Here is a 25,377-nt window from a genome sequence, read left to right on the forward strand (position 1 = left end):
AATGAATTAGCGTTCAATAAAAGCGACGCTGCCGCCCACCCATTGTTTATCCTTGTTATACGACACGCCTATCATTTTGCCTTTGCTTAAACGGGCGAGGTTAATGACAGGTTGCGGCCGCTCCCAACCCTTTTTCCATACATACATGATCCTGATCTCTGCCTTGGCGGGAACGTCGGGCGTTTCAATGATATCGGCATATTGCACTTTACGTTGTAAGATCCAGTTTTGCGGGTCGTCTATTTTCTCAATGTCGGCCGGCGTTACATCGATCACCACGCCCTGTCCGGCAAAGGAGAATAAAGGTTTTAAGACATAGTTCTCCAGGTCGGCAGGTATTTGTTTTATTTCATTCAGAAAATAGGTAGCCGGTATGTACGGATGATGAAGGAATGGCAGGGTATACTTGCTGATGCGGTAAAACCAGTTGGGATGGGGCACCCATTGTACATTCAGCTCCTGGGTAATATCGGTAAAATGGCCCAGCGTATCTTTCTTTGCACGCAGCTCATCGAATATAACGCGGTTGTAGATACGCTTTATGGCCGTTTTTTTGCCATCGCGCATATAGTACAGGTCTTTTCCTTCCTGAATCAATTCGGTAATACAAACCGGTTGTATGCCCAGGTAATCCTGCGTGCAATAAAAATCGATGCGGGTTTTTTGTTCGTGTGGTTTTATTTCGAGCAGAATGGTATTCTCAACCGGCACATCACCGGTGATCACTTCTTTTAACAGCTGCAAATACGTTTCGCGGGTATGACCATTCATGTACTGGCTGTAGTTTTCCGGAACAGGAAAATATTTCCGGAGCAGATCGGGGTAAAATACCTGAAAGCCAAAGAGGGTAGGGAAGCCCTGCATTTCAATCAACCGGGGTTCAGGTTGTTGTTCGTCGTTCAGGCAAACACCAAAATCGAAACAGAGCAGCTCGCAGTGATCGCTTTCATTGGGAACATGTTCGCCGGGTGGAATGGCCGGTTCGGTATATTGTTTAAATGAAGGATCAGTGATCACATCAATGATATGCTCACAGGCCTCGATCATTTGACCGGCAAATTGTTTATCGACAAATACTGGTGTTTCTGCTAACCTGAATTGAATGGCGCCGGGGTATTTACTGTTGAGGTCTTTTAAAAATGCTTCGTACTGCTTATCGGTGAAAGATTCATTATACGCTTTCCGTAAACCGGGAACCATGCTGATACAATTTAAACGAAAGGTACGAATTAGTTACTGGTTACCGATTGCCAGTTACCTGGAAATGCAGGTTACAAGTTTCAAGATTCAGGTTACATGGCTCTTGTAACTTGCAACCTGAAACCTGGAACAGCTTCTTCATTGACCATTCACCATTCACGTTACAGGCTTCCTACTTTTTGAGAGGATTCAATAGCTATATTAAGAAAGTTCGGAAGAATATGAGAATATGTATATAAGATCTTATCCGGGTCATTAAGCTGTTCTATCATGGATTGCCATTTCTCGAACCCATGATTTTTGATTACCATCTGCTTCTTGTCGTCCCGTTGCAGGTAACGGCTCATCCCCGGCGCATCGGCCTCAGGATGAAATTGCGTGCCCACCATATAGTCGTTGAACCGGATGCCCATGATGGCCCGCTCCAACGGTACGTGCGGCCGTTCTTTTTCTAATGCGAGTATGGAAGCGCCTGTTTGCTGCAATTGTTCGGGGGAAGGTTCTACTACCTGGTAATTGCGGCTGTCTACTGCATAAAAGGGATCCTGTAATCCGGTAAAAATAGGTTCCTCTTTTCCGCCTTCCATCATGTGAATGGGAAAAACGCCAAAAGCGGTGGATTTGCGTTTGGTTACAGTGGCTACTTTAAAATACTGAACCGCCAGCTGAAAGGAGTGACAAATAAAATACACATGTTTTTTGGGACCATCTCCGCGCAGGTTATATTGTTCCAGCTCATGCACCCATTCAAAATACAAGCGTTCCCACTCGTGGCCACTGATCAGCGGCGAACCGGGGCCGCCGGAAGAAATATATATATCGTGGTGTAAATCAGGCAACTGGCACTTAAGCCGCACATCAAATTCGGTACATACGAGATGTAAACCATGGGCATTACTATACTGCTGCAAAATTTCGCGGATGCATCGCATTCCCTCATTTACCTGCCCTTCATACAAGTCAAGAAGGGCCACCCGTATGGTTGTTGGTTTATTCATAGTATACTGCAAAAATAATATATAGACCGCACAGATGCCAGTCTATACAAAAATTTGAAAGCATTTCACAGCATAAAACAATATAACCCTGGAAATGTTACAGCCTGATTATTTCACCAGTGTTTTCATCATTTCATCTGCCACCAGCATATTGCCCTTGTCGTTGAGGTGAACGCCATCTGAAGTAAGGATGCCTCTGTCCTGGTTCTGTGCATTATTGGCCAGGTTATAGGCCAGGAAAGCTTTGCGCAGATCAACCAGTGGGCAATTATTTTTAGTGGCAATGCTGCGAACGATATTGGCATATTTGTTCAGATCGCCGTCGAGTTCATTGGAGAAATCGGTTTTTTCACCAATGGCTGCCGGTGTGCACATAACCACCTTTATATTTTTTGCCTGCAGTTTTTTGATGATGGCATTATAGAATTGCTCAAATTTGGGCGCATCGGTACCGGTGCCGCCTTTCTTGTGCCAAACGTCATTTACGCCAATCCAGATCACCACCGTGTTGGGGTCTTTTGCCAGCACATCATCTTCCAGGCGCAAATACAGATCGGTCACTTTATTGCCGCTGATGCCGGCGCCTACCAGGTCATATTGGTCCTTTAATCCTTTTTGTGCAATCAGGTTGCCTAACACCGTTATATAGCCGTTAGGTGCAACCCCGGCCTGGGTAATGGAATCTCCAAAGAAAACAATACGTTGTTTTTGTTGCATACCGGTAAAACTTACCAATGTAATAGCTATGAATGAAGAAATGTACAGTAGCAGTCTCATAATTAATAAGTTTAGAAAAGTAAAAAGGCACTAATATGTACCATATAATGGGCAGCGAATCTAATGACTAATTTTTGATATTTATTGGGTAGTCCCCGCGTTTTTGCACAAATTGACCATAGTCACGTTTTCGGGTGAAAGCACATAAGTGCCTGACGGTCTTCATGATAAATTCTTTTTTCGCCGCAATCCGTAGTTTTTAAATAGTTTGTCATAATTTAAGCGGCATAAATAGCCAACGGTTGCTGTAAGTAGTAGGTACAACTGAAAAATCGCGGAAATCAGGCGATCGAACCGATCCGCACCATTTATTAAAAACTAATTGCATGCATAGCAACCCTTCATTAAATAAAGTTTTAAGACCCGTGCACTTATGGGCGCTGGCGGTGGGCCTGGTTATCAGCGGCGAATATTTTGGCTGGAACCTGGGTTGGAAGGTAGCCGGAACAGGTGGCTTTTTGATCGCTACCGTACTCGTCACCATCTTTTACATAACATTTATTTTTAGTTATACCGAATTAACGGCTGCCATACCACAGGCCGGTGGCCCCTTTGCCTATGCGCATAAAGCATTAGGGCCGCTGGGTGCACTGGTTGCCGGTTATGCCACCCTGGTAGAATTTTTACTGGCGCCGCCGGCTGTTGCTTTTGCGCTCGGCAGTTATGTACATTTTTTGTATCCATCACTGGGCGTTATTCCGGTGGCCATAGGTTGTTTTGTGGTATTCACCCTTATCAATTTTCTGGATATCAAAGAATCGGCCCTCTTCTCGCTCGTGGTCACCTTGCTGGCTGTTGCAGAGTTGTTATTGTTTATGGGAATAGTGGCGCCCGGTTTTCGTTGGCAGAATTTTAAACAGGATGCCATGCCCTTTGGCTGGGGTGGCGTTTTTGCCGCTTTGCCATTTGCCATCTGGTTTTACCTGGCCATTGAAGGGGTGGCCATGGTGGCCGAAGAAGTGAAAGATCCGCAACGCACCATTCCGCGTGGTTATATTTATGGCATTGTAACGTTGGTGTTGCTGGCCCTGGGCGTCATGTTCTTTACCGGTGGGGTTACCGACTGGCATAAGCTGGCTTCTATTGATTATCCTTTACCAGAGGCGATCAGCATTGTGCTGGGAAAACAAAATGGCTGGACGAAGGTGTTTGCGGGCATCGGATTATTTGGTTTGATCGCTTCCTTCCATGGTATCATTATCAGTTACTCGCGGCAGTTGTATGCCATGGCCCGAAGTGGTTATTTACCTGCGGTACTGGCTACTGTAAACAAGCGTTTTAGAACGCCCCATATAGCACTGCTGGTTGGCGGTGGCATCGGGATTATTGTGGTGCGTTTTGGTAATACGAATGATGCCATTACCCTGAGCGCCCTGGGGGCATTGATGTTATATATCGTAAGCATGATCAGTTTACTGGTTTTGCGGCGCACACACCCCAACATGGAACGTCCATTCAAAGTACCTTTGTATCCATGGTTTCCATGGACGGCCCTGGTACTGGCGGTTGTTTGCCTCATCGCTATTATCTGGTACAATCCGAAGTTGAGTATTTATTTCTTTGGTGCATTGCTTGTACTGGCTGCACTGTTTATGGCATTTCGCAGGAAGACTCATCAATGATCATTCATGATTTATGGCTTATCGCTATACCATACAACATCATACTTACACCTTCGATACACTGACCACCCTGCTGGCCAAAGCAAGCCCCTTTCGTTCGGGCGATGCATTGGCCGGGCTGGCAGCGGCCGATTATAAAGAGCGGGTGGCGGCGCAATTGGCGCTCGCTGATGTACCGCTCAGGAATTTTTTGCTGGAACCGGTTATCCCCTACGAACAGGATGAAGTTACCCGGCTGATCATTGATTCACACGATGCGGCCGCCTTTGCACCGGTAGCCCATTTCACCACCGGGCAGTTCCGCGACTGGTTGCTGAGCGATGAGGCCGACACGGTAACGCTGCGCAAGCTGGCGCCGGGTGTAACACCTGAAATGGTAGCTGCCGTTTCAAAGCTGATGCGCAACCAGGACCTCATCAGTGTGGCCCGGAAATGTGAAGTGATTACCCGCTTTCGCAATACGCTTGGGTTAAAAGGCCGGTTATCGGTACGGTTGCAACCCAATCACCCCACAGATGATCCAAAAGGAATTGCCGCCAGTATAGTTGACGGATTATTGTATGGCAGTGGCGATGCAGTGATCGGCATTAACCCGGCTACTGATTCCCCCGCACATGTACTAACGCTTTTGCACATGCTCGATGCCATCATTGAGCGGTTTAAGATACCCACGCAAAGTTGCATTTTAAGCCATGTAACTACTTCCTTACAATTGGTGCAGCAAAAAGCGCCGCTCGATCTGGTGTTTCAATCCATTGGCGGTACAGAGAAAACCAATAAGAGTTTTGGGATAAACCTGGCATTGCTGCAGGAAGCCTGGGAGGCGGTTTTGTCGTTACAACGCGGCTCCCTGGGCAATAATGTAATGTATTTTGAAACGGGGCAGGGGAGCTCTCTTTCTGCCAACGCCCATGAAGGGGTCGATCAGCAAACCTGTGAGGCCCGGGCCTATGCGGTGGCCCGAAAATTCTCTCCCTTACTGGTGAATACCGTGGTTGGGTTTATTGGTCCGGAATATTTATTCGATGGAAAACAGATCATTCGCGCAGCGCTGGAAGACCATTTTTGCGGCAAGCTGCTGGGCCTGCCCATGGGTGTTGATGTATGTTATACCAATCATGCCGAAGCCGACCAGGACGATATGGATAACCTGCTTACGCTGTTGGGCGTTGCGGGCTGCAATTACATCATGGGCATTCCCGGTGCAGATGATATTATGCTGAATTATCAGAGTACTTCTTTTCACGATGCGCTGTATGTGCGCAAGGTGTTGGGCTTAAAGCCGGCGCCGGAGTTTGAGCAATGGCTGGTAAAACAGGGGATCATGAATGAGGGAGGAACTTTATTGCCGGTTGAAGAGAAGCATAAGTTGTTGCAATTGATCAATCAGTAAGTTTATAAGTTTATACGTTATTGAGTTCGTTAGTTTAAGTTCATAAGTGTTCGAGAGTTTAACTGAAAAACTAAAAGACTGAAAAACTTGTGAAGGAGATTCAAAAACCAATAGTACAAACAGACCCGTGGGCTGCATTAAAAGAATTTACTGCAGCAAGAATTGCATTGGGAAGAACCGGTACCGCCGAACCATTGCAGGCCATGCTGCAATTCAGGCTGGCGCATGCCAATGCCCGCGATGCGGTGTATGCTGTATTTGATCAGCAGCGCCTGTTGCAGGAATTACGATCATTGCAGCAGGCCGTATTTGTTTTGCATACCCAGGCTGCCGGCCGTAGCGAATACCTGCAGTATCCTCACAGAGGCAGACGCCTGCTGGCAAAAGCTGCCGACGAACTGAAATCATTTAACAGTACCAGTTATGATATTTGTTTGGTGCTGGCCGATGGTTTATCGGCCACCGCTATAAATAACCACGCGATTCCGGTACTGAAATTATTATTACCCCTTTTTGAAAAGTATGGCCTGTCCCTTGCTCCCATTTGTTTGGTACAGGAAGGAAGAGTGGCCATTGGCGATGAATGCGGCAGTCTGTTACGCGCCAGGCTGGTGGCGGTGTTAATAGGGGAGCGGCCGGGATTGAGTTCTCCCGATAGTTTAGGCGTTTACCTCACTTATCAGCCTGTACCGGGATTAACTGATGAGTCGCGCAATTGCATCTCGAACATCCGGCCCGAAGGATTGAATTACACCGCTGCTGCGGAAAAGATATGCTCGCTTATCAGAGAATCGTTACGCCTTCAACTTTCGGGCGTGGGCCTGAAAGACAATACAACAGCCTTACCCGGTAATGAAGAGCACGGGTAGCCGTGTTGTTCATTATTAAGTTTACATATTGGAATATTGGGGACGTTGGATAGAAGGAAATCAAAGGAAACAGGAGGTAGAAAACAGGAAGCGGGATTCATGAACCGGGAATTATTCACCACTCACCATTGACCCCGCCCGGATGACCGGTCGGACGGGCATTCACCAGTCACTACTTTTGGAGCTTTACTTTGAACTGTCCATTTGAGATAATGGCAGAATCACTATTCGGATCAGTACTATTGATAAACAGTTTTCCTTTAAAAGTACCGCTTAACGTAGTGGCCGTGATCTCTGTAAAGGTGATCTGGAACGGATTGGTATCATCATACCCACTGGCAAAGATCTTGGTGGCCTCTGTTGTGTTGGGATTGTAAATACCTGCCAGGAAGTAATCAGTAGTGGGGTCCGTTTCCTTGTAAGTGCCTGTGTTAAAAGGGATGGAGAGCTGGATGGTAAAACCCATGCTTTCATAATTGCTGGCATCAGCTACTGCTTTTCCAAAAACGGAATAACTTGTAATGCCGCCACCCAGGTCTGACTTGGCTGCAGCTGCATTCACATTAAAGGTTTTGTCGACGCCGCCTATCTTGCATTTGAGAAAGTATTGCCCCTGATCTTCCTCTACACTTTTTTCCTTACCACACGACGCTACGAAGATCAGCAATAGCAGCACAGGCCAGCCATTAACCAGATATTTTTTCATACCGGAACAGATTTAACCAAAGGTATTTTATTTCGGGAATTTACAGTGAGCGTAGGGACGGGATTGGTGGCTATAACGGTCAAATGTGAGTAAATATTGTACTATCAGGGCAATAAGCGCCGGAAGCGACAATAACGACCGTTGATATGTTATGGTAAATGTTAATATCTGATGCTGTTACCAGTTACCAGTTCCCCGTTACCTGGCAAAAAATTTGGAGAACCCGGTTATATGCAGAGTGATCGAATTTCAAGTCCAGGTATCTGGTACCCGGTAACTGGCAACTATATCCCCGCCAGGAACTGGCTGTGGATGTAATCAACCACGTGTACGAGGCTGCCTGTTTGCTGAAATACTTTTAGCTGGCGGTCGGCCCCGGTGCCTTCTTCCATTAATTTGGTGATATAGTTAATGGCATGGCGGCTGCCCAGCTCATCAACCACGTCATCCACAAAATCGAGCAGCTCGTAGATCAGCACCCGGGTATTGATCTCTTCTTCTTTTCCAAAATCAATGAGTAAACCGTCGATGCCATAGCGGCTGGCCCGCCATTTATTTTCGTTTATGAGGGCGCGTGAGTATTGAATGAAGTTCAGGTTCTGTAACCGGAGTTTATATATTTTGGCGCATACACCCTGGAACAACGCGGCAATAGTAATGGTTTCCTGCACCGTTAAAGGAACATCACAGATCCTGAATTCTACCGTGTTGAAAAATGGATGCACGCGAAGGTCCCACCATATCTTTTTGGCATTGTCGATGCAATTCGTTTTTACCAGCAGCTTTACAAAATTATCATAGTCCTCGATGGTATCGAAAGTTTCGGGTATGCCAGTGCGGGGGAACTTGTCGAATACTTTGGTGCGGTACGATTTGTAACCGGTATTTCTGCCTTCCCAGAAGGGTGAATTGGTGCTGAGTGCATAAATATGGGGTAAGAAGTACCGGGTTGAATTGGCGATGTGATTGGCCATTTCCCGGCTTTCCATGCCCACATGTACATGTAAGCCGAAGATGAGGTTGCTGCGTGCCGCATCCTGCAATACATCCAGTATTTCCTTATACCGGGCATGATCGGTTATAAGCTGGCTTTCCCAATGACTGAACGGATGGGTGCCTGAAGCCCCTACCCAAAAGCCAAGATCACCGGCAATATGGGAAATGGTGCGGCGCAGGTTGCTTACATCTTTATGGGCTTCGTCAACATTACGGCAAACATCGGTTCCCACTTCCACTACGGCCTGGTGCATTTCGGCTTTCACCTTGTCTTTAATTACCTTTTGGCCTTCGGTCACGATCTTTTGCTGATGACTCTTCAGCTCGCGGCTGGCGGGGTCAAGCACCATGTATTCTTCTTCAATGCCAAGCGTAAAATGCGAAAAGTTGATGTTTGCCATTTATTGATTCTTAGTTTGCAAATGTATCTGGTTCAATCTATTCTTCCTGTCTCTGTTACTAATTCCTCATTTTTTATTTCTCCCAGCGGCATCCGGTGAACACTTCGTTTGGTGAATTCACCCCAGGTTAAGTTGTCGCGCCCCGGATCATGCATAAGCGCTCTTTCAATAGCATAGGTGGCGGCGGTATCAACCACCCATTCAAAATTATCATCGCCTACGCTGGGCCGGTCGGCATCGGGGGCGGGGTTGCAAAAATCGATGGCATAGGGAACGCCGTCGCGAACAGCGAGTTCAACAGTATTAAAATCGTACCCCAGGAATTGATTGATGCGGCATACGATGTCATGCATCTGGTGAGCCAGTTCGGGTGATGGCGTAAAATCACATTTATACCGCAGGTGATGCGGGTTACGCGGTTCATAAGGCATGATATGCACATATTTACCGCCAATGCAATAGCAACGGTAGTATTGTTCAAAAACAATTTCTTCCTGTAACAGCATTACCAGCTGGCCGGTTTCTTTATGTATGCGGAAGAATTCTTCCCTGTTATGCAGTTTGTAAACGTTTTTCCAGCCGCCGCCGGCAAAAGGTTTCATATATGCCGGAAAGCCCACATACGAGAAAATGGTTGACCAATCGAGCGGATAAGCCAGGTTGGCGAATGATTCGGCACTGGTTTCGGCCGGCAGTTCGTAGGAGGGAAGGATCACCGTTTTAGGCACGGGTACGCCGATCTGTACGGCCAGGCAGTTGTTGAAGAATTTTTCATCGGCGCTCCACCAGAAAGGATTGTTGATGACGGCGGTACCGCAAATAGCTGCATTTTTTAAAAATGACCGGTAAAAAGGAACATCCTGCGAAATGCGATCGATGATGACATCATATTCAGCCGCGGCGCCTTGTATTACTTTGTCAATATGAACAGGTTCTGCAATAATATCGGGGGTGTTCCGGCTGTTCACGCGTTCAATAAAAGCCATCGGGAAAGTTCTTTCCCGGCCGAACAGAATACCGATCTTTTTCATACTAGCACATTTGGGTGATTCAATTTTCCTGCCACACTAACCTGGTTACCAAATTTATCGGAAGGTTCGTGAATAAACAAATCGTACAATTCCTGTACATTTAACGTTACCACTATTGCATATTTTCCTAATTTTGGCGGCTATGCAAACAGAACTCAGTACCGGAGTAATGGTAGAAACGGTAGAATTGCCATCTGAAGCGCTCCAACGTACCATAACGATCAATTTTTACAGTCCCGCCCATATTCCTGCGGATAATCAGCTCAGCCTGTTATTACTGAACGACGGCCAGGATATTGAAGCCATGGGCTTTGATAAAATGCTGGCCTATTTGCTGGAAACAGAGGCTATTAAGCCGATGTTGTGTGTGGGTATTCATTGTGGCGAAGAAAGGATGCTTGAATATGGCATGATCAGCAGTGCCGATTTCAAAGGCCGGGGCGCGAAAGCTGGTTTGTACCGTCAATTCATTCTGGAAGAATTATTGCCATTTATACATGCGCGTTATAATCAATTAGTTTTTAATGAAATGGCATTTGCCGGTTTTTCATTAGGCGGGTTAAGCGCGTTGGATCTTGTTTGGAACCATCCCGAGGTATTTTCGAAAGTGGGCGTATTTTCCGGTTCTTTGTGGTGGCGGTCGAAAGATAAAAAGGAGAAAGACTTTAATGAGGCCAACGACCGGTTGATGCATCGCCAGATACGGCAGGGAAAATATCAGCCCTCGCTGAAATTCTTTTTCCAGTGTGGTGAGCTCGATGAAACGGAAGACCGCAATGGAAATAAAGTGATCGACTCCATCGACGATACTATCGATATAATGCGCGAACTGCTGGCTAAAGGATGGAAAGAAGGAAAAGATATGCGTTATCTGCAATTGCCCGATGGCAGGCATGATGTTCGTTCCTGGGCCAAAGCATTACCCGTGTTCCTGAAATGGGGATGGCGGAAGAAAGTTCAACATTCATGATCAATTACAGCATTCCAATAAAAAAAGCCTCCCGATGCATCGGGAGGCTTTTTTGTGCTGCTTGCGCTTTATTGTCTTAGTTAAACATGTAACGGATTCCGAACTGCATTTGCCAGCGCGATCCAATACCTGTGCTATTGTTAAAGCTATTGGTACGGGGAGCCTGGTTGGTTGCATCTGCGTATGGGAATGAGAATAAAGGTGTTTTATTATCAGCTGCCATACCTTCAAATGTCAACAATTGATAGCCTGAAGAGTTGCTGCTGAGGGTTGGCGTTTTAACCAGTCCCCAGTTTTTATTAACGAAGTTGCCTACGTTAATGATATCCAGGCTCAAACGCAGGGTATGTTTATCATTATCACCTTTGTTTTTGGTATAGAAATAAACATCCTGCGTGATATTCAGGTCAAGTTTTTTATACCAGGGGAAAACCCACGCATTCGCCTTGGCATATTGACCGCGGTGTGAATTCAGGTAATTGTCCTGTTTGATGAAGGCATCTAACTGGTTCCAGATCTGTGAAGCAGTTCTGGGATCTGCAGTGGTACCGGTGGTTGAACCGGTATGTGTAGAGGTGCTATAAGAACCTGCATCGATCAAATTGATCTCGCTTTGGTTTCTTGGAATATACACCAGGTCGTTGGTGTTACCATCACCGTTCAGGTCGTTTGTATAAATATAAGAGCTTACACCAGCAGGAGCTGCTTCAAAGATAGCACCGATTGACGTAGCAAAATATTTGGCATATTCAAACCGGTAAGAAGCAACTGCGATCACGCGGTGCGGTTGGTAGTAGCTTGCATAGGCCAGGTTATCGGTATTGGGGCTTTTGCTGCTAACCGATCTGGCGCTCCATAATGAAGAAGCGGTGCTGCCACCTTCTGCTACGTTTCTGGCATCCATGTACGTATAAGCAAGGCTGGTATACAGGTTTTTGAACGTTTTCTCAACTCTTGCTGTTATGGTATAGGCATATCCTTTTTTAGAATTCTTCATTAAAATAGCAGTTCCCAATGCGGGGTCCTGCAAGGTATTGCCTGTAAAGCTGCTGATAGAAGGCTTATTGTAGTAATACTTGTTACTGGTATACTGTGCATACGTGTTGGAAGTAGAAGAAGTGGAATTAAGGTAGCCGGTAAAATACCTGTACCTGTTATCTGCTCCTTCCATAGCATAACCATTGTCTTCTTTTAAATTCAGGTTGGAATAATACACTGAATTGATGTCTTTAGAAAAGCTTCCTTCCAAAGTAACTACCCAGTCATTGGCAAATTTCTTGTCAATGCCCAGGTTGGTCTTTAATACAGTAGGATATTTAAAGTTTTTATCAACCAGGGCTACGCTGTAGCTAGTATTGGCGCCACCGGTAGAAGGCTTATAACCAAATGCTACGTTGCTGGTTTGTACTGCTCCAAACTGAATACCGTTGTTGCTGGCCTGGTTGCTGATCCATACAAATGGTGGTGGGCCAGAGAATATACCGCCACCGCCACGGATCTGCAGTGATTTATCACCCAAGGCATCCCAGTTAACACCAACGCGGGGAGAAAGGATCAGGGCATTGCCCGGGCCTTTACCAATGTTATATGACTTTCCGTCCTTGAACGTTAATGCATCGAAATATGGATTGTCGGTGAATTGTTGTTTGTAGAAGGTCATATCAGCCCGCAAACCCAGCGTTACCGTGAGGTTCCTGGTCATACGCCATTTATCTTGCGCAAATACGCCTAATTCAGTAGAACCGGCATACGCCCAGGGGAAAGCTCCACCAGGTAAAGCAGAATACTGAAGATAATAGTTCCTTGCATTGGCAGTACCATTCAGCAAGCTGTTCCTGAAATCGTTCAGGCTGTTAAACTGGTAAACACCAGCGTAACCGGGTGCAAATGCATTCTGGTATTTTCTATAATATCCCTGGAACCCGGTTGTAATTTCATGGGCGCCTTTAAATATTTTGAAAATGTCAGATACCTGGTACACGTCGGTATTCAGCTTGTTGTTGTAAGTGTACATTTCATAGCCAAATGAGGTAAAAATGTTACCTGAACCATCGAGGATGTCAACAAATGGCATGGTATCGTTAGGGGAGTGCGATACCCTGAAATCCCTTAAAGCAGTATAACCTACCTGAAATTTATTCGACATGGAATTGCCAAAGCGGGAGTTCAACTCGGCAATGAAAATATTGAAGTTGTTGTTGATGCCATAACCGGCTGCCCAGAAAGGCATTGCTGTGTTATTAGCTGAACCCGAACCGCTGGTTACCAGTGACGATCCGTTGTTTGGCCGGCTTGTGCTGGCAAACTGATCGGCATAAGACTTCAGGTAATTGTATTTAAGGGTAAGGGTATGGTTCCTGTTAATGTTCCAGTCAATCTTGATAGTCATCTTCTCGCTCCTGGTGAGGAAGTTATAACCCTGATAAGCGCCTGGATTATAGCCGCCAGTCTTGGGTGAACTATTCAGCAAAGAAATCAATGCTTCCAGTGAATCTTTATTTGCTTTTGAAACGCTGCCGGTTACCGGTGGATTGCTGGCATCAGAAGCCGTGTAACTGGTGGCGGGTACTTCCTGGCGTACTTTTTCAGCGCTAATGAAGAAGAATAATTTGTTTTCAATTATAGGACCGCCAACTGAAAAACCCAGCAGATTATAGGTAAGAGGTGTTTTTGGAGCAGTGGCATTTTGTACCTTATATCCCTGGGTGTTTTCATTTTTTGTGTACAGGTACGCTGAGCCTTTGAATCTGTTGGTGCCGCTGCGGGTTACCGAGTTGATACCTGCACCGGTAAATCCGCCTTGTGTTACATCGTAGGGTGAAACGTTCACCTGTATTTGCTCAATGGCATCGAGACTGATGGGTTGTGAGTTGGTTTGTCCACCCAATACAGACGAAAGACCGAATGAGTTGTTGAAATTGGCGCCATCAACCGTCATGTTGTTATACTGGTTACTGCGGCCGCCGATGTTCAAACCATTTGAAGTGGGTTCAAGTTTGGTAAAGTCTTGTAATGACCGGCTGATGGTAGGGAGTCTTTCAATCTGTGTGCGATTGATAACTTCCTGGCTACCGATATGGCTGGTATTAAACACTTTATTTTGTTTGTAAGCTGCCACCACTATTTCTTTCATTTCTTTTTGAGCATCGCTGAGTGAGAAATCGGCCTTGAATTCCTGACCGAGCAACAGGTTTACGTTTTCCTGTTCCGACTTTTTAAATCCTACATACGTAACTGTGATCGTGTAAGGACCGCCAACGCGCAGGTTGGGTAAATTAAAGCGTCCGTCTTTACGGGATGTAGTGGCATACCTTGTGCCTGAGGGGGTGTGCAGGGCTACTACTGTGGCGCCAGGCAAAGGGGCTCCATTATTGTCTGTTACTGTGCCGTGGATCTCAGATGTTGTTTCCTGAGAAAAAACATTAGCTCCAAAACATAGTACTGCCAGGAGTAGCAAAAGCGAGAATCTTCTCATATTTGACGTTTGGTTTTAATTCGGGCGCAAAGAAAGCATGAGCTATCATCTATAGTGTAAAAACTATATTATCAAATGTTTAAATAACATTTTGCAGATCTGCTTCCTGTATAGTGATATTGGGTGTTTGGCCTTGTTTATCTGGCGTAAACGGCAAGAATCGTAGCAGTTATAAGGAATCCTGTTCAACACAATCCTGATTGCACAAGCATCAAATATAAACGAAAAAAGAATTAATGTTAAAATAATTAACGTGAAAAAAAGACAGGCGATTGGCGCCAAAAGCTGCAATGGGGTTGGTTTTCGCTTTCTGCGCAATTTACGTTAGTGGTTTCTGGGTAGTTGTAGTTTTTTTACTACAAAGAAAAACCGTCCCGGACGGTCCGGAACGGTTTTTTGTAATTGTTTTTTACACCTTTATTGGTTGAAGATATACCGCAACCCGAGTTGAATACCCCAGGTGCTGGTAGTGGAATAATTGGGTTGGTATGCTTTTGCCGGGTTGGCAGGGTCAAAGGTAAATTTTGGGGAAGCCTGGTTAAATGTAGATGGCACACCTATTATGCCCATATCCTGGAAAGAGCCGTAAGTATAGGAATACCGGTATCCCCACTGGCTGTTCAACAGGTTCAACAGGTTAATTACATCTATGCTGAACTGTAAGGTATGTTTGGTGGTCCCCGATTTGTAAACAAAGTCCTGCAATATTCTCAGATCAACTGTATGGTTCCAGGGTAGGGTGGCGCCATATTTCTTCATGTATTCCCCCTTGTGATCTTTCAGGTATTTGTCGTTGTTCACGAAATTGAAAAAGGCATCACTTTGCTGCTGGGCGGTATAGGTTTTACCTCCTAACACAGCTCCTTCAACAAATGAGATCTCTGAAGGATCTTTAGGTATGTAGATCACATCGTTGCTTTGACCATCACCGTTTATATCACCACCATACCTGAACGTATACCGTTCCTGCGGTTGTGCAGCATAGAACAGGCTAAAGGTAGTGGCCATGCGCTTTTCCAGGTATTCCAAACGATACGAAACATTCGCTACAATACGGTGTGGTATTGAGTAGTTGGAATATCCAAGATCGGGTTTGTTAGGATTGAATGTAATGTTATTGGTATTGAAACCGCTGCCGCTTTGGTCAGAACTGCCGATGGCTACTTCCCTGGCCAGGGTGTAAGTGTAGGCAAGGCCGGCTTCCCATTTATCGGAGAAGGATTTTTGCAACTGGGCGGTCAATGCCAGGCTGTATCCTTTGCTGATATTATCCATAACGATCATCTGGTTAACCAGGGGCACAGGTCGTGCAGTTTTCACATTATTAAAGATCGGCCGGTTATCTGCAACGCCACCCAGTTTACCTACTTCGGGCCCAAGGTTGTCATTACGGAAATACACGTTATTGATCATCTTCGTGTATATAGCCTCGAAAGTGGCAGTGTAGTTGCTGGCAAACCGTTTGTCAACAGCCAGGTTCGAACGCCATACCTGCGGCATTTTGAATTCCCTGGCAGCAGCGCTGAACGACGATTGATCGGGTATGCTGGTGCCCACAGCCGGTGGGTTATAATTTTCCAGATAGGTTGTTCTGCTGGTGCTATAGCGAATAGCGGCCAGATCGGCGCCTGTAGGCTGGTAAATAGCGCGTACCACACCATCATCACCTACCTGGTTCACCAGCCAGATGAACGGAATACGGCCGGTAAAAATGCCGGTTCCGCCGCGTACAACCCACGATTTATTGCCCTGCACATCATAGGAAAAGCCAAAGCGGGGCGAGAAGAGCAATTTATCATCGGGCCATTTGCTTACGTCAAATTGTTCATCAACGCCATTCGGGTCTTTAAAGGTAACCTGTTCCAGTGCAGGGTTGCGGGGCGGATCGTATGGATAGAACGGTTTATCGACCCGTAAACCAACCGTAACTTTCAATTTGTTGTTAACTGTGTACAGGTCTTGCAAATACACCCCTAACTGTGCAAATTTGGCTTCCGGTACTTTTATTCCCAATTTATTAGTGGGATCGTAGGCCACGGCAAATACAGAAGGCGCTTTATTTGCCATAAAATCGCTCAATGAATTGAACCGGTAATAACTGGGGCCACCGGCGCTGGTGAAAGAGTTGGCAAACGTCATATAATCGTAGCTTACACCGCCCGTAAACGTATGTTTGCCCATGGTATAGGTTACGTTGTCAGCAACGTTTATGGCTTTATCCTTGATCTCGTTCATATACGAGAAAAGATCGGTGCCAAAAGAAATGTACACATTGTTTGCATCGCGCATAATGTCGGCAAACGGCATACTGCTGTTGGGAATGCGCACCAGGTTGTTATTGGTATAAGAAGCAATGAGCTGGTTAGCCCACTGGTTGTTGAAATTTGAGTTCAACTCAAGTACCCCCGACCATACTTTCACATTGTTCTTGAAATTACTTCCGCTATAAGCCATTCCTCCGGTGGAACCGCCGCGACGGCTGTTGTTAATGCGATTTGCCGATACGCCGGTTACGCTGCTCGCATTTATCATATCATCGTCGTTCGTCTCTGAATTGGTATACCGCAGCGTTAAACGATGTTTGCCGGTGATATTCCAGTCAACCCGGGCCAGGTATTTTTTATTGTCGGTTTGAAAATCATAGCCTTCATATGAACCCGGATCGTATTTATAGGTACTGATGAGGTATGTTTTCAATGCATCGAGGTCGCTGGCCAGTACTGCGGTAGCGTTGGGATCGGTATCAGTAGCACTTTTTTTGGCTACATAGGTTTGACCCGGTTGGGTGCGTTTTTCATTTTCATAGTTGAAAAAGAAGAACAACTTGTCTTTGATGATAGGCCCGCCAACACTGCCGCCATATATTTTGGTGGAGCGGTTGGCATTGGGAACATCTGTTTCTTTTACTTTAGCACCATTGAAATCCTGGTTCCTGTAATAACCGTAAACAGTTCCGTACCAGCTATTGGTACCTCTTCGTGTAACGGCATTGATGCCACTGCCTATAAAACCGGCCTGGCGAACATCATAAGGCGCAATGTTCACCTGCACCTGGTCAACCGCATCGATTGAAATAGCCGATGTAGCGCCACCGGGTATCATACCATCGCCGCTGCGGCCAAAGTTGTTGTTGAACAGCGAACCATCGATCATCAGATTGTTGTACCGGTTGTTCATACCGGCAAAGCTGTTGCCATTGCTTTGGGGTGTTAGGCGGGTGAGGTTGGTAAGGCTGCGCGATACGTTGGGAATGTTTTGCACCAGGCGGTTGCTGATGTTGGTTGAAGCGCCTGTTTTTTCAGAGGCGGCTTTACGGCCTGCTGCTGTAACTATAACCTGCGTCATTTCTTTATCGGTCATTTCAGTGAGCAGGTCATATTTTTCACCTAAGGGTATAATGATATCGCTTTTTTTGAAAGCGGCATATCCTACATAGGTTATAGTAACTGTATAGGGCCCGCCGGGGGGCAGGTTTTGGAGATCAAAAAATCCGCCGGACCTTGTTATGGTTGTAAAGGCCGAACCTGTTGGTTCGTGGCGGGCTATTACGGTAGCACCAACCAGGGGTTCTCCTTTGCCTGATTTAACAATGCCGGACATACTACTGGTTGTAACCTGCGAATACCCGAACTGTAATCCGGCGCCAACCAATAATATTGTTAATAACAAGTAAGCCTTGAGTTTTCTCATATATGCAATGTTTAAATGTGCCAATAATTAGGATCATCGGTACGGGGAGCGTGGTAGAGAAAGGGTTCGTAAAGGTTCAGGCTTCCAGATCACGTAGTATTGTGAACATACAGGAAGCGAATTGTAATAGTTCATCAGGCCAAACCAGCATGATTGGTAAATCATGCTGTCAGCAATTGCATTAATGTTGAAGCAAATGTAGCTGAAATTAAAATCAAACGCATAATCCCTTATCAAAAGCAGTTCACAGGTTATTAACGCTAACAAATACACTGAATTGTTTTTATCCAGATACCGGTGCTTTGCGTGGGCTTGTATCACAAAACATTTACGCTGCTTGCGTCCGATATAGCGCCCACGCCATTTTCTTATCTAGTTTTGGTTGAATTCCTTTGATTGGTTGTACATTTCCTGTTCATGTACTCCGGCAACTGTATGCTATAGAGGCAATGTGAATTGTTAAAAGGCTGCATGGGAAGGGGGGCTTTCTGCACTAACCGTTCCACCAGGGTTGCACTGAATATAGTATCCCAGTGCAACTCCGGTGCAACCCCAGTGCAACCCCCTGGCCCTAAATGGCCTGATAGTTAACAGAGCAAGGCAACCTGGCAGGCCTTTTAACCGAATATCTGATTGACCTTAAAAGTCTTTACAAATACCATTGAACAATTCAACCATATCCTTGTTGTATATCTGTCATAGATAGCAAATAATCAATCGATTATGATTTTCTGGTTTAGGCCTGACCGGTTTTCAACCGCAGCCTTCCCGGCATATTCGACCGGCTATTTGCTTCCCTGTTTTATGTTAACTTTGCCGAAATTTCATAACATGCTCGATTCTATTGAAAGTGCAATTGAAGATATTAAAAATGGTAAGCTGGTTATTGTAGTGGATGACGAGGACCGTGAAAATGAAGGTGATTTTTTGACCGCTGCCCAGAATGTAACCCCTGAGGTTGTGAATTTTATGAGTAAATACGGGCGCGGCCTCATATGTGCTCCCCTGGCAGAAGAACGTTGCGCCGAACTGCAGCTCGACCTGATGGTCAATAACAATACAGCCCTCCATGAAACAGCTTTTACCGTGTCGGTTGACCTGCTTGGGCATGGTTGTACCTCCGGTATCAGTGCCCATGACCGGGCAAAGACAATTCAGGCGTTGGTTGACCCCACAACCAAACCCGAAGATCTGGGCCGGCCCGGCCACATTTTCCCCCTGCGGGCAAAAAAAGGGGGTGTTTTACGCAGGGCAGGGCATACCGAAGCGGCCAACGACCTGGCGCGGCTGGCCGGGTTTGAACCTGCCGGCGTACTGGTTGAGATCATGAATGAAGACGGCTCCATGGCCCGCCTGCCCGAACTGGAAGAAATTGCCAAACGCTTTGATCTGAAACTGATCTCTATTAAAGACCTGATCGAATACCGCCTCAAAACAGATTCGCTGATCGAAGAGATCGTTCGGGTTGATATGCCTACCAAATGGGGCAATTTTAAACTGATCGCCTTTAATGAAAAAGGTACAACCAATGAACACCTGGCCCTCATAAAAGGAGAATGGCAAAAAGATGAACCGGTGCTGGTGCGGGTGCATTCTTCCTGCTTTACCGGTGATATTCTGGGCTCCATGCGCTGCGATTGTGGCGAACAACTGCACGCCGCCATGCAACATGTTGAAAAAGAAGGTAAAGGTGTGATATTATATATGAACCAGGAAGGCAGGGGCATTGGACTGGTAAATAAATTAAAAGCCTACAAATTGCAGGAAAGCGGTTTTGATACCGTTGAAGCCAATTTGCACCTCGGCTTTCCCATGGATAAGAGGGATTATGGCATTGGCGCCCAGATATTGCGTTACCTGGGTATTTCCAAGTTGCGCCTGTTGAGCAACAATCCTAAAAAACGCGCGGGCCTGCTGGGTTATGGGTTAGAAGTGGTGGAAGCTGTTCCTATTGAAGTGGTACCCAACCCGCATAATGAAAAATATCTTACTACCAAGAGAGATAAGCTGGGGCATGAGATCTTGAAGAAGTAGGCGCCAGCGTTAAATTTATATAGATGCCATTCCTGTCAGGGGATGGCATTTTTATTTTAATAGCTGAATAGCGAACAGAACCGGGAAGTGTGCGACGCAAGCAAAGCCCAATAGAAATTCGAAAGCTGAAACCTAATTGCTTCCGGTATCGGCCCTTGAGGTGGTATCAATGATCGGTTTAAGTTTTTTCTTTCTGTCGGCCCGCCACAGATCGCTCAGGCGTTCGAAGTCGCGCCGATAGCTGATGCTGGCGCCGGAACGGTTTTGCCGGGCGCCTATGCCCGACAGGTAGTTATACGAGTCGCGGTAAAAGAAGGTGAGCACAAGCTTTCCATCCTGGCGAATTTTCCAGTCGGCCGAAATATCGGGGAGGAATTGCAGGTTCTTGGTTGCCTGCACCTGCTGGGCCGACAAGCCAAAGTCAACTGCACTGCCAAAGGTGAATGTAAGCCGTTCGTTCAAAAAGCTTTTACCAATATTGAAATTGAGGTTGGTACGGTCGATGTTCAGTTTGTTATTATTGATACCGTCGACCAGGTTGCTGCCATTATATAACTGGGCATTGAAGTTGACCTTAATGCTTTTATCGTTGAACAGCTTTTGGAAGATGGAGGAGAACTGTTTGCTGAGCGCGCTTGACAAAACGCCGGAAATACTGTTCACCACAACACCGCTGATTGCAATGTTGCCAATGTTACCCTGACTGGAAGTAGACATAGGGCCGAAGCTGTTGAACACAATGAGGAAGGCTACCTGTTTGTTCAGTTCGTTCTGGTCGCGCTGGATCAGTTGCAGAATGGCCAGTGCATCGGGGTCGTCTTTTAACGGACTGTTTGCGGGCAGCTCGATCTGGAATTTAATATCCGGCTTCATCAGCTTATCAGTAAGCATCGCAACCACAATTACCTTACCACGATATTTGCGCACATTGTCGTTGGCACTGGTAACGGCGGTGGTAGCCAGGTCGCTGAACCGCACATCATCAGCCTCATATTCAGCGTCAATATCAATAGTGGCGTCGTATGGATCGCCGCGCCATTGTATGTAATTACCTGCGTTCTCTCTTAATTTAAACGGTTTGCGCAGCAATGACTGAAAGTTGAAATTATAATTACCGCGATCTATTTCGTACCGGCCGGTGAGCGAAAAATTACCATCGGTGCCGGTTTCCATTTTCAGGTTACCATGTCCTACAGCCTGTATGATGTCGCCGGTTAATTCATCGATGATCACATACATTTTGGCGTAATTGTTCGCATTAACATCAAGCGATACCCGCAGGTTGCTTTCTTCTGAACTGCGCACGGCTTTCATTTCGCTACCGTACTTTTTCCATATAACAAAGCTGGCTTCGCCACTTTCGCGACCGGTTTGTGACCGGATGTACAGGGAGGAGCTATCGGCGGGCTCGCCATGCACATCGAGCCGCATATCTTCGAGCGGTCCTCTGAAGGTGGCGTTGGCTTTTGCGAACATGGTGCCGTAAAATACATCCTTGCTGGTGCTGGGCGTATTCAACACCTGCAGTTTATTGGTGTTGAAGGCAAAATCAAAATACAGGTTGTCAAAGGCCTGGTGTTTCAAAATGCCTTTGGTGATATGGCCGGTATTCCCAAACTCGTCTTTAAAGGCAAATGAGCCAAAGTCGATGGCGCCATCTTTAAAATCGAACACTGCCGACGGGATCTTGTACAATACGTTGGTATAGATCACCCGCAGTTCGCCGTCGTGCAGCTGTAACCGGCCCAGGTATTTCAGGTCATTGGGCGGGCCTACAATGCGCAATTGCCCGGTGGCATACCCATTGAGATCGGTGAATACATCTGAAAGATATTTATCGAGCAGCTTGATCTTTGTATCCCTGAAATTGCTGGTAATGTCTAAAGGTGCGGTATTGGCAGTGTCTGACAGATCATATGATCCGTTGAGATCAAAATTATATTTCTCATTATCTGAAAGGGTGCCAAAATTCACCTTGCCGGTGCGCTTGCTGTAGCCGGCATTCAGTTGCAGCCTGCCTATAGAATCGTTATCGAGCCGGAACTGCTCGGCTTCCCCTTTCATATCAACGATCATTTTTCCGAAAGGATCAATAATATCCACATTGGCGGTCAGTAACCCCTCGAGCCGGTTATCAGAAACTACATAGGGTGCAAAATCGCCAATGTTCACTTTGGTTAATTCCACTTTTATATCATTAGTGGTGCCTTCGTCGCTGGGGTGGGTGGTAACCAGTATTTCCTGCTGGCCGTTATAGATCTTTACGCCATCGGCCGAAATGAGTTCTTTACTTAACACCAGTTCGCCATTCTTTTCAATGGTCCAGTTCTTACCATTCAGGTCAAAGTTCGATTCGTTGAAGGTAATGCGCACCCCGCTTGGCATGGTTTGCACGCGGGCAAACAGGTCGGCAGAATTAAGGGTTTGGTTGGCCGCTGTTTTTAACTGTACCAGCGACATGTCATTGGCCGAGCGTACCCGCAGATCGGTACCGGGGAAATGCAGGCTGTCGTTGATGAATACATCGGCAATGGAACTGGTCAGTGACAGGGTATCGAGGGTGCCGGTGCCTTTCAGGTTTACGTTATAAAAGTGAATGTTTTTATAGTTGAACTGCGGAACCTCTGCATTGAGGTCGAGCAGGTTTTCCCTGCTGTTGATGCGGCCGGTGATGGTGCTGTAATTGAACCCGCTCAGGTTTTTATCGATAAAGCTCATGTATTCATCCACTTTTTTGGTGGTGAATACAAAGCTGAAGTTCTCATTCTTCAGTTCTTTTTTCGACGGTTTAATATAGCTGGGGTAATATTTGTTCAGGAAAGTTCTTACTGCATCGGGCAGGTCCCTGATAGAAAATTCACCTACCAGCGCCCCGTCAAATTCGTTGCTTACCACGGTAATAACCTTGTTATTGCCCATGGCTTTTGATTCAATACTTAATGAATCGAAGGAAAGCGGTTTGCTGTTCCTTAAAATAGAGGTTTCGTAAATACGGGCGGTACCCAGGAAGTTATCGATACTGTTGCCGGTGAAGTTCATTCTGAACTTACCTTTTACTTCAATGCTGTCGCTGGTGAGCTTAACATTTTTTAGATCGGCTTTGCTCACCTCGGCATCGAAATTAAACGTAGGTACTTTTTTGCTGAAATCGACCAACCCGTTGAGCCGGGCAGTTAAATTGGGGTCATTGCTAATGACCTCACCATTAAAGAGGCGTTTGGCAATGGTACCTTTTACCACAATGTTCTGGTAGTTATAATCATTTACCTCGAGCGAGCGAATGTTGCCATCGAGTTTGGCATTGAGTGTACTGGCTTTTAGCCCGCGGCCATTTACCGAACCGGTGAAATTGATCTTTCCCACCTGGGGTGCATCAACAAATTCGCCCAGGGCAAAAGAGCGGGTTTCAATACCCCCGGTGTATATGGTTGGACCATTATCGGGGAATTTCATGTTCACGTCGCTCACCACCACGCCCAGTTTGGTTTCTATGGTACCATAGGTAACAAAATCTTTTATAAAGCCGGTGAAGTTACCCCTGAAGCGGAGGTATTCGAGCTTATCGAGCCGCGGCTGGGTAAATTCTTTCAGGTCAGGAATAATGGTTACGGCATCGCGGTAGGTGGTCCTGAATTCGGTTGCTTCAAAGTCGATATAGGTTTTATCGAGATTGGTAAGGCTGTTGAGGCGGATGTTACCGTTGAGATAGGTGTCTTTTCCGGCTTCAATGACCAGTTTGCGGGCGGTCAGGTTCTCAACCGTACCTTTTACTTTACCGGTAATGCGTATTTCTTTTTTCCAGGCCTGCAGTTCCGGGGCAAAATAGGCGATGTCGTCGCTGTTCAATACGGCGTTGGTAAAATCCCCTTCCATCCGAACCTTATCAACAAAGTCGCTCATATCGTCGAAGGTGGCGTACCGCATGGCGAAGAAATTCTGCAGGTGGCTGCGGTTGGTTTGAATATCGAGCCGGGCAAATTCCATTGCTTCGGGAAACCATTTAACCCGGGCATTTAACTTTTTAACTACCAGGCCGCTCCGTTCTTTGGTAGTAAGCTGTAAGCCGGCGGTAATGGTATCCTGTTTGAATGCTACTTTACTGAATATGGCGTTGATCTCGGAAAACTGAATATGGTTACCGTCGAAATAGGGATAGGGCTTCCTGTCTGTATAAACATCGTTGTGGAAAGTTCCCTTGTTGAGGGTGAGCTGGTTTACGGCAATATCCCAGTTGCCAACATTCCAGCGCAGGTGTTTGGGATCGTTGATGATAGCGGTGGTATCATCTTTAGGCCTTAATGAATCGGGCCGGTTGCCGGTATAGTTGTAAATGGAAAAATCGGGCCTGGTGATATCGATGTTGTTGATGTGGGCGATGCGTTTCTGCAGGTTGATCTCGTCGGCATTTACATCCATGGCGCCCATTTGCAAGATCATGTTCTCCCCGCGCCAGCCATCGAGCTGCTTCAACTTTACATTGCGGAATTCAATTTTATCGAGGTCGAGGTCAATATCGTCCTGTCTTTTTGGTTCCTTTTTTTTCGGGCTGCTGAAATAGTTGGCCAGGAAGCCGTAGTTCCAGGTGCTGTCGCTGCGTTTTAATTGAATAAGCGCATCTTCCAAACCGATATATTTCATCACGATCCGGTCTTTAAGGAAGAACCAGTCGGTGAGGTTGACCTTTACGGAGCCGGCGTACAGGAGGGTGTCGTTGTGCTGGTCGTTCACCAGGGTGCCTTCGAGCACCATTTTATTAAATAAAGCGAAATCAACGTGTTTGATGCTTACAGTAGCATGCAGGTTTTTGGAAAGTTTGCCTGTGATCTGTTTAACCAGCCAGTTTTGGACCAGGGAGGTTTGAATGGACAGCCATACCAGTATGATCAGGCCGATCAGAACCAGCAGCACGGTCCGGGATATTTTCCAAAACTTTCTCAGGGTTGGAGCGTATTAATTGTAAAAGTAATAAAACCGTTTCCTAATTGGCGCAAAATCAATACCAGGACATTGTTTTTGGACAACTTTTCAGTGCCCTTAACATATATAGAAACGTTTAATGCGCCTGTCGCTGTATAGTACATACGTAAAAAGGATGTGAAGGTTGGTTATTTCATTGGTTTTTAACGAATAATTTGTGTAAATGGTTCAAAAAAGGTAAACGGGGTAATTGCGTTCTATCGGTTGGGGGTGAACTTGTAAATGAGGAGGTGAAGTT

At 46.1% G+C, this 25,377-nt stretch carries 14 protein-coding genes; 5 read left to right on the forward strand and 9 right to left on the reverse strand.

Annotated features, from left to right (window positions below):
- Positions 1-6: 6 nt before the first annotated feature.
- The 3 genes from A3860_RS20715 to A3860_RS20725 form a co-directional block, all read right to left on the reverse strand.
- Positions 7-1,200, reverse strand: coding sequence for a hypothetical protein (locus A3860_RS20715; protein ID WP_081149277.1), 1,194 nt, complete (start codon positions 1,198-1,200; stop codon positions 7-9).
- 161 nt (positions 1,201-1,361) lie between these two features.
- Positions 1,362-2,198 carry a type 1 glutamine amidotransferase gene (locus A3860_RS20720; protein ID WP_081149282.1) on the reverse strand — a complete coding sequence of 279 codons (837 nt, stop codon included), beginning with the start codon at positions 2,196-2,198 and terminating at the stop codon, positions 1,362-1,364.
- Positions 2,199-2,306: 108 nt separating this feature from the next.
- Positions 2,307-2,975, reverse strand: a complete 669-nt coding sequence (locus A3860_RS20725) for an SGNH/GDSL hydrolase family protein (protein ID WP_081149285.1) — start codon at positions 2,973-2,975, stop codon at positions 2,307-2,309.
- Positions 2,976-3,301: 326 nt separating this feature from the next.
- Between A3860_RS20725 and eat the strand changes: the two genes are divergently transcribed.
- The 3 genes from eat to eutC all read left to right on the forward strand — a co-directional run bounded on the left by eat (position 3,302) and on the right by eutC (position 6,859).
- A complete protein-coding gene (eat, locus tag A3860_RS20730) occupies positions 3,302-4,597 on the forward strand; it encodes an ethanolamine permease (protein ID WP_081149287.1) in 1,296 nt (431 codons plus the stop codon).
- Positions 4,598-4,610: 13 nt separating this feature from the next.
- Entirely contained in the window at positions 4,611-5,990 is a 1,380-nt protein-coding gene (locus tag A3860_RS20735; protein WP_081149290.1) for an ethanolamine ammonia-lyase subunit EutB, read from the forward strand.
- Positions 5,991-6,079: 89 nt separating this feature from the next.
- Complete coding sequence (gene eutC, locus A3860_RS20740; protein WP_081149292.1) at positions 6,080-6,859, forward strand: ethanolamine ammonia-lyase subunit EutC; 780 nt, start codon at positions 6,080-6,082, stop codon at positions 6,857-6,859.
- Between the two features lie 172 nt (positions 6,860-7,031).
- On the opposite strand, the gene A3860_RS20745 is transcribed toward eutC, so the two are convergent.
- The 3 genes from A3860_RS20745 to A3860_RS20755 all read right to left on the reverse strand — a co-directional run bounded on the left by A3860_RS20745 (position 7,032) and on the right by A3860_RS20755 (position 9,993).
- Positions 7,032-7,565: a hypothetical protein gene (locus tag A3860_RS20745; RefSeq protein ID WP_081149295.1), complete on the reverse strand. Its 534-nt coding sequence runs from the start codon at positions 7,563-7,565 to the stop codon at positions 7,032-7,034.
- Between the two features lie 284 nt (positions 7,566-7,849).
- Positions 7,850-8,962 (reverse strand): carboxylate-amine ligase, encoded by a 1,113-nt coding sequence (locus A3860_RS20750; protein ID WP_081149297.1) that lies wholly within the window; start codon positions 8,960-8,962, stop codon positions 7,850-7,852.
- A gap of 32 nt (positions 8,963-8,994) precedes the next feature.
- A complete protein-coding gene (locus A3860_RS20755) occupies positions 8,995-9,993 on the reverse strand; it encodes an ATP-grasp domain-containing protein (RefSeq protein ID WP_081149300.1) in 999 nt (332 codons plus the stop codon).
- A gap of 142 nt (positions 9,994-10,135) precedes the next feature.
- Between A3860_RS20755 and A3860_RS20760 the strand changes: the two genes are divergently transcribed.
- Positions 10,136-10,963, forward strand: a complete 828-nt coding sequence (locus A3860_RS20760; protein ID WP_081149303.1) for an alpha/beta hydrolase — start codon at positions 10,136-10,138, stop codon at positions 10,961-10,963.
- Between the two features lie 76 nt (positions 10,964-11,039).
- Here the strand turns inward: A3860_RS20760 and A3860_RS20765 are convergent, their stop codons facing one another.
- Positions 11,040-14,438, reverse strand: a complete 3,399-nt coding sequence (locus tag A3860_RS20765; RefSeq protein ID WP_081149306.1) for a TonB-dependent receptor — start codon at positions 14,436-14,438, stop codon at positions 11,040-11,042.
- A 417-nt stretch (positions 14,439-14,855) separates the two neighbouring features.
- Positions 14,856-18,128 (reverse strand): TonB-dependent receptor, encoded by a 3,273-nt coding sequence (locus A3860_RS20770; RefSeq protein ID WP_081149309.1) that lies wholly within the window; start codon positions 18,126-18,128, stop codon positions 14,856-14,858.
- 831 nt (positions 18,129-18,959) lie between these two features.
- On the opposite strand from A3860_RS20770, the gene A3860_RS20775 reads away from it, so the two are divergent.
- Positions 18,960-20,162, forward strand: coding sequence for a bifunctional 3,4-dihydroxy-2-butanone-4-phosphate synthase/GTP cyclohydrolase II (locus tag A3860_RS20775; RefSeq protein WP_081149499.1), 1,203 nt, complete (start codon positions 18,960-18,962; stop codon positions 20,160-20,162).
- A gap of 132 nt (positions 20,163-20,294) precedes the next feature.
- Here the strand turns inward: A3860_RS20775 and A3860_RS20780 are convergent, their stop codons facing one another.
- The gene (locus A3860_RS20780; RefSeq protein WP_081149312.1) at positions 20,295-25,070 is read right to left on the reverse strand and encodes a translocation/assembly module TamB domain-containing protein; all 4,776 of its coding nucleotides are present in this window, start codon (positions 25,068-25,070) and stop codon (positions 20,295-20,297) included.
- Positions 25,071-25,377 lie beyond the last annotated feature (307 nt).

Source organism: Niastella vici, from assembly GCF_002077945.1.
GTDB lineage: Bacteria > Bacteroidota > Bacteroidia > Chitinophagales > Chitinophagaceae > Niastella > Niastella vici.

What these genes read in the sequence shown, in the direction of transcription:
- A3860_RS20755 (WP_081149300.1), bottom strand. Translation starts at nt 9,993, where the DNA reads ATGAAAAAGATCGGTATTCTGTTCGGCCGGGAAAGAACTTTCCCGATG.
- A3860_RS20750 (WP_081149297.1), bottom strand. Translation starts at nt 8,962, where the DNA reads ATGGCAAACATCAACTTTTCGCATTTTACGCTTGGCATTGAAGAAGAA.
- A3860_RS20720 (WP_081149282.1), bottom strand. Translation starts at nt 2,198, where the DNA reads ATGAATAAACCAACAACCATACGGGTGGCCCTTCTTGACTTGTATGAA.
- A3860_RS20765 (WP_081149306.1), bottom strand. Translation starts at nt 14,438, where the DNA reads ATGAGAAGATTCTCGCTTTTGCTACTCCTGGCAGTACTATGTTTTGGA.
- A3860_RS20735 (WP_081149290.1), top strand. Translation starts at nt 4,611, where the DNA reads ATGGCTTATCGCTATACCATACAACATCATACTTACACCTTCGATACA.
- A3860_RS20760 (WP_081149303.1), top strand. Translation starts at nt 10,136, where the DNA reads ATGCAAACAGAACTCAGTACCGGAGTAATGGTAGAAACGGTAGAATTG.
- A3860_RS20715 (WP_081149277.1), bottom strand. Translation starts at nt 1,200, where the DNA reads ATGGTTCCCGGTTTACGGAAAGCGTATAATGAATCTTTCACCGATAAG.
- A3860_RS20770 (WP_081149309.1), bottom strand. Translation starts at nt 18,128, where the DNA reads ATGAGAAAACTCAAGGCTTACTTGTTATTAACAATATTATTGGTTGGC.
- A3860_RS20745 (WP_081149295.1), bottom strand. Translation starts at nt 7,565, where the DNA reads ATGAAAAAATATCTGGTTAATGGCTGGCCTGTGCTGCTATTGCTGATC.
- A3860_RS20725 (WP_081149285.1), bottom strand. Translation starts at nt 2,975, where the DNA reads ATGAGACTGCTACTGTACATTTCTTCATTCATAGCTATTACATTGGTA.
- A3860_RS20775 (WP_081149499.1), top strand. Translation starts at nt 18,960, where the DNA reads ATGCTCGATTCTATTGAAAGTGCAATTGAAGATATTAAAAATGGTAAG.
- eat (WP_081149287.1), top strand. Translation starts at nt 3,302, where the DNA reads ATGCATAGCAACCCTTCATTAAATAAAGTTTTAAGACCCGTGCACTTA.